This is a genomic window from Caballeronia sp. AZ1_KS37 (genome assembly GCF_023631165.1).
Lineage (GTDB): Bacteria > Pseudomonadota > Gammaproteobacteria > Burkholderiales > Burkholderiaceae > Caballeronia > Caballeronia zhejiangensis.
Genome location: NZ_JALQDP010000028.1, coordinates 182433 through 193959, shown reverse-complemented (window position 1 = coordinate 193959; position 11527 = coordinate 182433). Strand labels below are relative to the sequence as shown.

The 11527-nt window shown below is 63.9% G+C and carries 13 protein-coding genes; 4 read left to right on the top strand and 9 right to left on the bottom strand.

Features of this window, described 5'->3' with window-relative positions:
• Positions 1-120: 120 nt before the first annotated feature.
• A complete protein-coding gene (locus NCS00_RS15520; protein ID WP_250440449.1) occupies positions 121-717 on the bottom strand; it encodes a hypothetical protein in 597 nt (198 codons plus the stop codon).
• Positions 718-976: 259 nt separating this feature from the next.
• Between NCS00_RS15520 and NCS00_RS15515 the strand changes: the two genes are divergently transcribed.
• Positions 977-2140 (top strand): metallophosphoesterase, encoded by a 1164-nt coding sequence (locus NCS00_RS15515; RefSeq protein ID WP_008353835.1) that lies wholly within the window; start codon positions 977-979, stop codon positions 2138-2140.
• A 210-nt stretch (positions 2141-2350) separates the two neighbouring features.
• On the opposite strand, the gene NCS00_RS15510 is transcribed toward NCS00_RS15515, so the two are convergent.
• From NCS00_RS15510 to NCS00_RS15490, 5 genes are all read right to left on the bottom strand, one after another.
• Positions 2351-3397, bottom strand: a complete 1047-nt coding sequence (locus NCS00_RS15510) for a patatin-like phospholipase family protein (RefSeq protein ID WP_008353836.1) — start codon at positions 3395-3397, stop codon at positions 2351-2353.
• A gap of 61 nt (positions 3398-3458) precedes the next feature.
• A complete protein-coding gene (locus NCS00_RS15505; protein ID WP_008353837.1) occupies positions 3459-4040 on the bottom strand; it encodes a hydrolase in 582 nt (193 codons plus the stop codon).
• A gap of 38 nt (positions 4041-4078) precedes the next feature.
• A complete protein-coding gene (msrB, locus tag NCS00_RS15500) occupies positions 4079-4558 on the bottom strand; it encodes a peptide-methionine (R)-S-oxide reductase MsrB (protein WP_008353838.1) in 480 nt (159 codons plus the stop codon).
• Between the two features lie 42 nt (positions 4559-4600).
• A complete protein-coding gene (locus NCS00_RS15495; protein ID WP_250440448.1) occupies positions 4601-5362 on the bottom strand; it encodes an ABC transporter permease in 762 nt (253 codons plus the stop codon).
• The gene (locus tag NCS00_RS15490; protein ID WP_008353841.1) at positions 5359-6285 is read right to left on the bottom strand and encodes an ABC transporter ATP-binding protein; all 927 of its coding nucleotides are present in this window, start codon (positions 6283-6285) and stop codon (positions 5359-5361) included. The genes NCS00_RS15495 and NCS00_RS15490 overlap by 4 nt, the downstream gene beginning before the upstream one ends.
• A 117-nt stretch (positions 6286-6402) precedes the next feature.
• Here NCS00_RS15490 and NCS00_RS15485 point away from each other — a divergent pair, with 117 nt between their 5' ends.
• Together NCS00_RS15485 and NCS00_RS15480 are read left to right on the top strand one after the other, a co-directional pair.
• Positions 6403-6888 carry a 2,4'-dihydroxyacetophenone dioxygenase family protein gene (locus NCS00_RS15485; protein WP_008353843.1) on the top strand — a complete coding sequence of 162 codons (486 nt, stop codon included), beginning with the start codon at positions 6403-6405 and terminating at the stop codon, positions 6886-6888.
• 5 nt (positions 6889-6893) lie between these two features.
• Positions 6894-7829 (top strand): 3-hydroxybutyryl-CoA dehydrogenase, encoded by a 936-nt coding sequence (locus NCS00_RS15480; RefSeq protein ID WP_268811655.1) that lies wholly within the window; start codon positions 6894-6896, stop codon positions 7827-7829.
• Here NCS00_RS15480 and NCS00_RS15475 read toward each other — a convergent pair.
• Together NCS00_RS15475 and NCS00_RS15470 are read right to left on the bottom strand one after the other, a co-directional pair.
• The gene (locus tag NCS00_RS15475) at positions 7817-8767 is read right to left on the bottom strand and encodes a glutathione S-transferase family protein (protein ID WP_250440447.1); all 951 of its coding nucleotides are present in this window, start codon (positions 8765-8767) and stop codon (positions 7817-7819) included. The two genes, NCS00_RS15480 and NCS00_RS15475, sit on opposite strands and share 13 nt — an antisense overlap.
• Before the next feature lie 55 nt (positions 8768-8822).
• Entirely contained in the window at positions 8823-9785 is a 963-nt protein-coding gene (locus NCS00_RS15470; RefSeq protein ID WP_250440446.1) for an alpha/beta fold hydrolase, read from the bottom strand.
• A 106-nt stretch (positions 9786-9891) separates the two neighbouring features.
• Here NCS00_RS15470 and NCS00_RS15465 point away from each other — a divergent pair, with 106 nt between their 5' ends.
• Entirely contained in the window at positions 9892-10806 is a 915-nt protein-coding gene (locus tag NCS00_RS15465; RefSeq protein ID WP_250440445.1) for a LysR family transcriptional regulator, read from the top strand.
• A gap of 73 nt (positions 10807-10879) precedes the next feature.
• Here NCS00_RS15465 and NCS00_RS15460 read toward each other — a convergent pair whose 3' ends face one another.
• Positions 10880-11527, bottom strand: coding sequence for an ankyrin repeat domain-containing protein (locus NCS00_RS15460; RefSeq protein WP_250440444.1), 648 nt, complete (start codon positions 11525-11527; stop codon positions 10880-10882).

The following is an 11527-nucleotide window of genomic DNA, read 5'->3' as shown; positions in this document are numbered from 1 at the left end:
GAGTCGTGCGCTGTACTTGCTCATGAAAAAACACCCCAAATCGTTGAACGGGTGTCCAACTTTTGGGGTGCAGTTCATTTTTCGTGCCGAGGCTTTTTGCCGTTCAGAACGTCCTGCCGATCATTGTGCCGACGTCACTTGCACCGCCGTCGCCGACACGTACACCGCGTGGATCGTGTCGCCCTTCTTCAGCTTCTCGGCAGCCATGCCCGGCGCGAGGTCGAGCGTCTCGGTGCGCCATGCGCCGCGCAGCGTGATCTTGCGCTTCTTCACGTCGACGCTTTCGACGGTCGCGATCGTCTCGATGCGGCGCGTCGCATCGAAACCCGTCACGCCGTCGGCACCCACGGTCGGCTGATAGGTCGTCGTATCGATGCGCGTACGGTCGCCCTTGGCCGCGCCCGTCACTTTCTCGGCGCTGACGAGCAACGCGGCCTTGTAGGTGACGTCGATCTGGTCGCCGACTTTCAATTGCTCGAAGCCTTTGACTTCCTTGCCCACCTGGACGGTCGAATCACCGTTCGCGCCGCGCACCATCAGCGCGCGATTCGCGCGATCGATGCCGACGATCTGCGCCCGGATATGAACCGGCTGCTCCTGGCTCACGACTTGTTCCGCGGTCGCCGCCAGCGTTCTGTCTTGCGCGAGCGCCGTGCCCGTCGAAGCGACGATTGCGGACAGGGAAAGGATTGCAGCGGCACACAGTTTCAGATTCATTGAATGGACTCCTCGAATAAAAACGCGATGCGGAAATTCCGCCGTGCGACTGTCGCAACGACAGTCGAGGCGGCGTATTTATAACGTCCGCGCCGCGTGCGCCGAGCCATTCGAACGATATATTACGATTCGCCATCTTCTCCGCGACGCGCGTCGACAAAGGCGCGCCCGGCGTCTAACCGGTAGAATCGGCCCCATATCCGCCACGGGCGCGCGCCGCCCGTCTCCTTGCCGCTTCCCCGATCTCTCCAGGAGCGCTATGCGACGCTCGGCATTCTTTCTCCGCTTCATCGGCATCGGCGTTCTGTTTCATATCTATGTGGGCGTCCGGCTCATCCCGGATGCGCCCGTCGGCCTGCCGCTCAAGGTGCTGGCGGCGCTGTTGCTTGCGGCATCGGTCATCACGATTCCGCTCGGCATGGCGGCCCGGCAGATCGAACCGCAGTCGCTTGCGGATCGCCTCGCCTGGTTCGGGCTGACGGCGCTCGGTTTTTTCTCGTCGCTGCTCTTGCTGACCTTCGCGCGCGACGTGATGCTCCTCTTCGTGCATCTCGCCGACTGGCTGCGCGGCGCGCCCGTCGGTTCGCCGATGCTCGTCGGCTATAGCGCGCTCGCCGTGCCGCTCCTCGCCGTGCTCTTCTCCGCGATCGGTTTCTACAACGCGCGGCGGCGCGCGCCGGTCGTGAGCGTGGATGTGCCCATCGACAATCTCCCGGCCGCGCTCCAGGGTTTCACGATTGCGCAGATCAGCGACATCCACGTCGGCCCGACGATCAAGCGGCACTATGTGGAACGCATCGTCGCCGCCGTGAACGGGCTCGAACCTGATCTCATCGCCGTGACAGGCGATGTCGTCGACGGCAGCGTGCCGAATCTCGCCGATCACACACGCCCGCTCGCGGGCCTCAGCGCGCGGCATGGCGCGTTTCTCGTCACCGGGAATCACGAATATTACTCAGGCGCGGACAAGTGGATCGCCGAATTTCGGCGTCTCGGCCTGACCGTGCTGCTCAATCAGCATGTCGTGCTGAATCATGACGGCGCTCAAGCCGTGGTCGCGGGCGTCACGGACTTCAGCGCGGGCAGTTTCGATCCGGCGCATCGCAGCGATCCCGCGAAGGCGATCAGCGGCGCACCCGACGACGCCATCGTGCGCGTGCTGCTCGCGCACCAGCCGCGCAGCGCCACGGCCGCCGCCGAAGCGGGCTTCACGCTACAGCTCTCGGGGCACACGCATGGCGGTCAATTCCTGCCGTGGAATTTCTTCGTGCGGCTGCAACAGCCGTTCGTCGCCGGACTCGTTAAGTTCAACGGACTGTGGGTCTATACGAGCCGTGGAACCGGCTATTGGGGACCGCCCAAGCGGCTGGGCGCGCCTTCAGAGATCACGCTGGTTCGACTGGTTGCGGCTACGGCCGCATAAAAAAAGGGACGCGCGCCGTAGGGTGCGGCGCGCGTCCAGCGCTCGGGGACAAGCGCTACTCCCGATCACGGTGATGAACGGGCAACTCGATTGACGGGCGGGGCCCCGCCAGCGAGTAAGTGAAAAATAGGCGAACAGAAAAACCGAGGACATAAGAAATCTCCTAAACAATGAAACGCAGTTCGATTGTCACGGAGTCCGAATCTCCACTCACGCTTTCGCCGACATCGCCGCGGGCGTCGTCGCATAGACGCTTCTGTGCGGGGCGGTGCCCTCGCGCGGCCAGTCGGAGCGGGCGTCGAAGAACCATTCCGCGCGCTCGCGTCCTTTGCGCATCAACGCATGGATCAGCGCCGGATTGCGATCGAGCTTGGATGCATAGTCGAGCGGCCCGGGATAATCCTTCGCGTCGAGATGCATCTCCACGACGCGAACCTTGATCGGCTTGTAGCGCTTTTCGAGCGACGCATCGGCTGCAAGCAGTTCGTTCACGCGCGTCGTGAAGTAAAGCTCCTGCCCGAGCGCGAGATTGCCGGACAACTCGTTGCGACGGTCGATGATCTCGTTCATCGATTCAGGCAACTCGCGCCGATACTGCGGATTGATCTGCACGACCCAGATTTCGTCGGGCCGCGAATCGAGCGCGAAGTCGGTGAATTCGCGCACCGGCGGATTGCTGCTGAAGAGGCCGTCCCAGCACATGCGCCCATCGGCCGCGACCGCGCGATACAGCGGCGGCACCGCAGCCGAGGCGACCAATTGGTCCTGATCGAGCCTGTCGCCGGGAAAGATCACGCGGTCGCCCGAACGCACGTCCGTTGCGCCGACGAGAAGCGTCGGCTTCGCGCGCAGTTGCGGATCGGCGGGAAGCGACGCGAAAGGCAGATGCTTGGCGAGCAGTTCGCGCAGGCGTTCTTCGGCTATCGGCGGATACAGATACGGACTGATCTCCGCATTGACGGGCAAGCGTGCGTACCACGTACCGACCGCGTTGACGACGATATCCGGCCCGTCGCGCGCCTCCAGATCCTTCCAGAACGCGGCGAGACGCCGCCTGGCGTCGGGCGGGCCGCCGAGCAGCAGTCCGCACCACGCGAGCGCGCTGCACATCGCGCCGCCCGACGTGCCGGACAGCGCCACCAGTTCGAAGCGGTTGACGAACTCGCCGCTCAGCAGCCGGTCGAGCACGCCCGCGGCGAATGCCGCATGGCTGCCGCCGCCCTGACACGCGATCGCTACTTTGGGAATGGCCGCCATCGCCGCACCTCTCGCGTCCGTCGATATCGGACGTACGCTACAGGATAGGCGACGCGCGCCGCTATGCCAGCGCGGCGAGCACTTGCTGCGTCGAACGAATGCGCCCGATGCGCGGAAAGATGTAGCGGCAGGTCGATTCGTGCGTGTCGGCGTTGAGATCGCTCATCGCGTCCTCGACAAACACTTGCTGATAACCGCGCTCGTGCGCGCCGCGCGCCGTCGAATCGACGCCGATCGCCGTCGCGATGCCGCCCAGCACGATCGTGCCGATGCCGCGCCGGCGCAGATGCGAGTCGAGGTCGGTATTGTAGAACGCGCCCCACTGCCGCTTCGTGACGACGATATCGGTTGCTTGCACGTCCAGTTCCGCGCACAGGTCGCTCCAGCCCGCCGGCTCCGGCGCTTCCTGCGCCTGACCTGCGTCGGTGATCGGCCGCAAGCCGCCGGGGGCGTTCGGAAACGCGACCTTGACGAACACGACCGGCGCGCCGAGCGCACGAAAGCGGTCGGCGAGCGCGCGCGCATTGGCGAGCACGCTCGCGGCGGAGTGAGGTTGCACGGGCAAGGCGGCGATGCCCGCCTGCAAATCGATCAGCACGAGCGCGGTCTTCGCGGCATCGAGCTTGAGTTCAGGTGCGTTCATGGCGAGTCGGCTAGAAATGGATGGATGACTGCGCGATGTCAGGCTTCGTCGTGCAGGAATTCAAGCGCCGCGCCGTTCATGCAATAGCGCAGGCCGGTAGGTTTCGGACCGTCGTCGAAAACGTGGCCGAGATGCCCGCCACAGCGCCGGCAATGGACCTCGTTGCGCATGTGGCCGGTCGCGTCCGCGTGCGTCGCGACTGCGCCATCGACCGGCTTCCAGAAGCTCGGCCAGCCGGTGCCGCTATCGAATTTCGTCGCCGACGAAAACAGCGCGGATCCGCATCCCGCGCACGCGTATGTGCCGTCGCGGCGTTCCTTGAGCAGCGGGCTCGAGAACGGCGGCTCCGTGCCGCCGCGCCTCAGCACGCGGAATTGTTCCGACGACAGACGGCGCCGCCAGTCCGCGCTGGTGTGATCGATTTCGTACGATCTGGCGGGCGCCGAGGGAAACCCGCCCGTGAAGGCGGCCGCCATCGCACCGAGAAAATTGCGCTTCGTGCGCCTCATGATCTTCATACGATGAACGCCCTCATGCCTTGGTTGACAGCCGGCGCCGCGCTACGTCTTGAACCGGTATCCCGTCTTGAAGATCCACGCGACGATCGCGATAAACACCGCAAGAAACACCAGCGTCATGCCGAAACTCACGCCGACGTGGACATCGGCGAGTCCGTAAAAGCTCCACCGAAAGCCGCTGATCAGATAGACGACCGGATTGAACAACGCGACCGCCTTCCAGAACGGCGGCAGGATATTGATCGAATAGAAGCTGCCGCCGAGGAACGTGAGCGGCGTGACGATCAGCAGCGGAATGATCTGGAGCTTCTCGAAGCCGTCGGCCCAGATGCCGATGATGAACCCGAGCAGGCTGAACGTTACCGACGTGAGTAGCAGAAAGACGATCATCCACACCGGATGATCGATTCTGAGCGGCACGAATACCCGCGCGGTCAGAAGAATGATGAGCCCGAGAATGACGGACTTCGTCGCCGCCGCGCCGACATAGCTCACGACGAGCTCGAAGTACGACACCGGCGCGGACAGCAATTCGTAGATGGTGCCCGTGAACTTCGGGAAATAGATGCCGAACGACGCATTGGCGATGCTTTGCGTCAGCAGCGACAGCATCACGAGGCCGGGCACGATGAACGCGCCGTAGCTGATGCCGTCGACTTCCGGAATGCGCGAGCCGATGGCCGCACCGAAGACGACGAAATAAAGCGATGTGGAAATGACCGGCGACACGATGCTTTGCATCAGCGTGCGCCCGGCGCGCGCCATCTCGAAACGGTAGATCGCGCGAACGGCGTATAGATTCATTTGGCTTCCCTGACGAGGCTCACGAAAATGTCTTCAAGCGAGCTTTGCGTCGTTTGCAGATCCTTGAAACGCACGCCGGCTTCGTCGACGTGACGAAGCAGCGCAATAATGCGGCCCGGCTCGTCCTGCGCGTCATATGTGTACGTGAGTTCGCCGCCGTCCGCCGAACGCGCGAGGCCGTAGGGCTGAAGCTGCGTCGGAATTTCGGCGAGCGGATGTTCGAGTTGCAGCGTGAGCTTCTTCTGCCCGAGCTTGCGCATCAGCTCGCGCTTTTCCTCGACGAGCACGATTTCGCCGCGATTGATGACGCCGATGCGATCCGCCATCTCCTCCGCTTCCTCGATGTAGTGCGTCGTCAGGATGATGGTCACGCCGTTGCCCTGCAGCTCTCGCACAAGGTTCCACATGTCGCGGCGCAATTCGACGTCGACGCCCGCGGTCGGCTCGTCGAGAAACAGAATCTCCGGTTCGTGCGCGAGCGCCTTCGCTATCAGCACGCGCCGCTTCATGCCGCCCGAGAGCGTCATGATCTTGTTGTCCTTTTTCGCCCAGAGCGACAGCGATTTCAGCACCTTCTCGACGTAAGCCGGATTCTTCGGCCGCCCGAAAAGCCCGCGGCTGAACGACACGGTCGCCCAGACGGTTTCGAAGGCGTCGGTGGTGAGCTCTTGCGGCACGAGACCGATCATCGCGCGCGCGGCGCGATAGTCGGTGACGATATCGTGACCGGCGACGGTCACTTTGCCCTCGCTCGGATTGACGATGCCGCAGACGGTGCTGATGAGCGTCGTTTTGCCCGCCCCGTTCGGGCCGAGCAGCGCAAAAATCTCGCCGCGACGGATTTCGAGGTTGATGTCCCTGAGCGCGCGAAAGCCCGACCCGTAGGTCTTGGACAGATTGGAAACGGTGATGATGGTCGACATGGCGTGGACGATAGCAGATACCGCGCCTTCCGGCTTGAATGAAGGGGTCGGCCATTCGGCCAATGTTCGACGCGCGCGGCAGTGCATAAAATGGCCGTTCCCGAAAGGAGCCACATCATGCTGTTCGAACAGATCCAGACCTCGTGCCTCAACGACGCCGACCTGCCGTGGGTGCCGTTCACGCCGTACAGCGAGCGCGTGCTCGTCAAGTATTTCAAGCTCGACCCGGTTCGCGGCGAAGTCATCGCGATGATGAAGGCGCCGGCGAAAGGCGAGATGCCCCGTCATCGTCATACGGGAACCGTGATCGTCTATACGGTGCAGGGGCGCTGGAAATATCGCGAGCACGAGTGGATCGCGGAGCCGGGCAGCATCGTGTACGAGACGGCGGGTTCGAGCCACACGCCCGAGGCGCTGCCACCGGATTCGGGGGGCGCGGACATCGTCACGCTCAATATCATTCAGGGCGAACTGCTGTTCGTGAACGACAAGGGCCACGTCCTCGCCGCCGAAAACTGGAAAAGCGGACTCGACCGATACCTTGCGTTTTGCGACGCAAACGGCATCGCGCCAAAAGATCTGACCGCCTTTTCCGCTGGTTAGAATCGATGCCTGGACGCGCCTCGCGCGCTTTCGACCATTTCCGGTTTGCCGGCCGCACGCGCCGGCGCAGATCAAGGAGGAGCAAAAGCATGAAGATTCAGACCGTCGGCATCGTCGGCGCAGGAACCATGGGCAACGGCATCGCGCAGGTCGCCGCCGTCGCGGGCTTCAAGGTCGTGATGATCGACGTCACCGACGCCGCGCTCGCAAAAGGCATCAAGACGCTGACGGGCAGCCTCGAGCGGCTCGTGTCGAAGGACAAGCTGGAGGCATCGGCGCGCGACGCGGCGTTGACGCGCATCGAAACGTCGACCGATTACGGGCGTCTCGCCGCAGCGGACATCGTCATCGAAGCCGCGACCGAGAACGCCGAGCTCAAGAACCGCATTCTGAAGCAGATCGAAGACGCCGCGCGCGCCGATGCGATCATCGCGTCGAACACGTCGTCGATTTCGATCACCGCGCTCGCCGCGACGCTCGCCACGCCCGAGCGCTTCATCGGCATGCACTTTTTCAATCCGGTGCCGCTCCTGCAACTCGTCGAAGTGATTCGCGGCGTGCAGACGAGCGATGAAACCGCGTCCGCCGTGCGCGAACTCACCGAGAAGCTCGACAAATCGCCGATCGGCGTGCGCAATTCGCCGGGCTTCGTCGTCAACCGCATTCTCGTGCCGATGATCAACGAAGCGTTCTTCGTGCTGTACGAAGGCGTCGCGAGCGCGGAGGAAATCGACGCCGGCATGAAGCTCGGCGCGAATCATCCGATCGGACCGCTCGCGCTCGCGGACCTGATCGGCCTCGACGTGTGCCTCTCGGTGATGGACGTGTTCCTCAAGGATTTCGGCGATTCGAAGTACCGCGCCTGCCCGCTGTTGCGCGAGCTCGTGTCGGCGGGACGCCTCGGTCGCAAGACGAAGCGCGGCGTGTATCAGTACGATTGAGAAGCGACGAAATCGAGCACCGGTCCGGCGGGCACGATGCCCGTCGGATTGATCGTCCGATGGCTCTCGTAGTAATGCCGCTTGATGTGCTCGAAGTTCACGGTCGCGGCGATGCCCGGCATCGCGTAAACGTCGCGCACGAACTTCGACAGATTCGGATAATCCGCGATGCGCCGCAGATTGCACTTGAAGTGGCCGAAGTACACGGCGTCGAAACGCACGAGCGTCGTGAAGAGGCGAATGTCGGCTTCGGTGAACCGGTCTCCTGCGATATGGCGGTGCGTGCCGAGGCGTTCTTCGAGAAAATCGAGCGTCTCGAAGAGCGGCATCACCGCTTCCTCGTAGGCGGCTTGCGTCGTCGCGAAACCCGCCTTGTAGACGCCATTGTTGACCGTGTCGTAAATGCGCGCGTTGAGCGTGTCGATCTCCTCGCGCAACTCGCGCGGATAGTAATCGCCCGGCTTCGCGCCGATGCCGTCGAACGCCGAATTCAGCATCCGAATGATTTCCGACGACTCGTTATTGACGATCGTCCCACGCTGTTTGTCCCACAGAATCGGCACCGTGACGCGACCGGTGTAATGCGGATCGGCGGCGGTGTACACCTGATGCAGATAGCGCGCGCCGTTGATCGAATCGGGCACGACGCCCGGCGCGTCGTCGAAGGTCCAGCCGTTTTGGAGCATCAGCCAGTTGACGACCGATACGTCGATCATCGCTTCCAGCCCCTTGAGCGCGCGCATGATGAGCGTGCGATGCGCCCAAGGGCACGCGAGACTCACATACAGGTGATAACGCCCTGCCTCGGCCTGGAAGCCGGTATCGCCGTCCGCCGTGACCCAGTTGCGAAACGCCGCGTCCTTGCGCACGAAGCGTCCGCCCGTGGATGACGTGTCGTACCACTTGTCCTGCCATTTTCCGTCGACGAGCAGTCCCATTTCGATTCTCCTTGCGTGGGGTGGCGCAATCGGCGCGCCACGGCATTCATATCAATCAGTCTTGTTCGATGAAGCGCACGAGTTGCGCCATCGTCGCGTCCGGCGCTTCTTCCATCAGCCAGTGGCCCGCGCCCGGCACGACCACGCCTTGCACGTTCGTCGCGACGAGCTTCGCCTGATCGATCAGAAACGTGCCCGACGCGCGCTCGCCGGTGAGGACGAGCATCGGCATCGGAAGCGGCGTCTTCGCGAACGCGGCAAAATCGTCCGCGTCTTGCGGGAACGCATGAAAGTATTCGAAACCCGCGCGCATGCGGCCGTTGCGCGCGTATTGCGCCGAATAATAGCGGCGATCGGCTTCGCTCACCGAATGCGCGGGATCGGCGGCGAAGTCGTTCCAGAAGTGCTCGAAGAAAACGCGCTCGCGTCCGCGAACCAGCTTTTCGGGCGTGTCGCCGTAGAAATTGAAGTGCCATTTATCGCGCAACAGCCAGACTTTCTGCCAGTCGCCGACGCCCGGCAGAAACGCGTCCATCAGCACGATGCTTTCGACTTCGTCGGGATATTGCGCGGCGTACGCATACGCGACCATCAGCCCGATGTCATGCCCGACCAGCTTCACCTTGCGATAGCCCAGCGCTTGCACCATCGCGTGAATGTCTTGCGCGAGCGTCTTCTTGTCGTAGCCGGAAGCGGGCATCGCGGAGCCGCCCGCGCCCGGCAGATCCGGCGCGATTACGACGCGCTCACCGCCAAGACGCGTCATCAGCGGTTGCCACATGCGGCTCGTTTCCGTGTAGCCATGCAGGAGGACGACGGGCGTCGCGTCGCCGTGTCCAACTTGCAAATAGTGCAGTTCGACGCCGTTCGCATCGATCGTGCGGGACTGCATCGCGCTCGCGGCGGCGACGGGTTGCGGCGGGCGCGGCGCGTTCGTGGCATACGCGGACGGTTGCAGCGCAGCGGCGGCGACAAGCACGCCAACGGCGCGGCGGATCGTGTGCAGGAAGGTTTTCATCGTTCAGCTCCATCGAAGGTTCGGTTATCCGATGACGCTCAGGTTGGCCCCCCGCCGCGCTTTTGCCGTACGATCCGGACGATGAACTCGTTCGATGGAGTCGAACATGTTGTCAGAGGAAGAACTCTCGCTGCTCGATGCGATTCGTGAAGCCGGCAGCCTGTCGCGCGCGGCGGCGCGGCTCGGCAAGGCGCCGTCCACCGTGTCGCACGCGGCGCGGCAACTGGAAACGCGTTTCGACGCGCTGCTCTTCGACCGGCGGCGTTATCGGCTGCAACTGACGCCCGCCGGACATCTTCTCGCCGATGAAGCCTCGCGCCTGATGCTCGACGTGTCGCGGCTCACGCAGCGCGTGAAGCAGGTCGCGAGCGGCTGGGAAGACCGGCTGTGGCTCGTCTGCGATGAAATCCTCGAATTCGAGACGCTGCTGCCGGTGGTGCAGGCGTTCGATGCGCTAGGTTCCGGCGTGGCGCTGCGCATCACGCACGAAGTGCTCTCCGGCACCTGGGAAGCGTTGCGCGACGGCCGCGCCGATCTGATCGTCGGCGCGACCAACGAGCCGCCCGCGATTCCCGGTCTGCGCTGGTTCGAGCTCGGCGTGATGCAGTGGGTGTTCGCCGTGTCGCCGCGTCATCCGCTCGCGAGCGTCAGCGGGCCGCTCAAGCGCGAGCAGATCGCGGCGCATCGTGCGGTTGTCGTCGCCGATTCGTCGCGTTCGGCGGGCCGCGCTTACGGCGTGCTCGGCGGTCAGGCCGCGCTCGCCGTGCCGACGATGCGCGCAAAAATTCTCGCCCAGCGGCAAGGCCTGGGCACGGGCTGGGTGCCGCGGTATCGCGTGCAGGCGTTGTTTGCGCGCGGCGAACTCGTCGAAAAGGAAACCGCCGATCCGCGCGAGCCGAACGTGTTGTATGTGGGCTGGCGCGGCGATCACGAAGGCCGCGCGCTGCAATGGTGGATCGAGCAGTTGCGGCAACCGCGTCTCGCGCAACGTCTCGTCGATGGCATCGACGCGTTCGCGTGACGCGGCCGCTTGTTCGCGAAACGGCCGAGGCCAGCGATTTGCAGCGCGTCGGCGCGCAACGCTCCCCGGCCGATTAACCCTTCGACAGCAACTCGACGACGCGCATCGAATGCGTCTGCTCGGCGATGTCCTTCGCTGTCAGGCCGCGATCGTCGCGCAGATCGCGTTTCGCGCCGCGCGCGAGCAACATCGACGCGGTTTCGTCGCGATCGTAGCCTGCCGCCCACATCAGCGCGGTCAGATGATTGCGATACGCCGCGTTCACATCGACACCGGCATCGAGCAGACGCTGCACGATCGCCGTGCGCCCCTGCCCCGCCGCGTATTCGATCGCCGTCTTGCCAACGCGATCCGTCGCGGCGACATCCGCGTGACGCGCGATCAACAGCGCGGCGATTTCGTCGCTGCCGTCGAAGGCCGCGGCCATCAGCGGCGTGATGCCCTGCACGTTGGCCTGGCTGACGTTCGCGCCGCGCTCGATCAGTATGCGCGCCATCGGCGCGAGGCCCTTCTTGCACGCGCTGATGAGCGGCGTGTCGCCGATGCGATTGCGCGAATCGATCGCCGCGCCTTCATCGAGCAAGCGCGCGACGGACGCCTGATCGCCTTCGCGCGTCGCGGAAAGCAGGCGTTCGTTGAGCGTGTAGGCGTCCTCTTGCGCGTAAGCGATCGCGCATGTCATCGACAGGAAAATGGTCAGCAAGCGTAGGCGTTTTGTCAT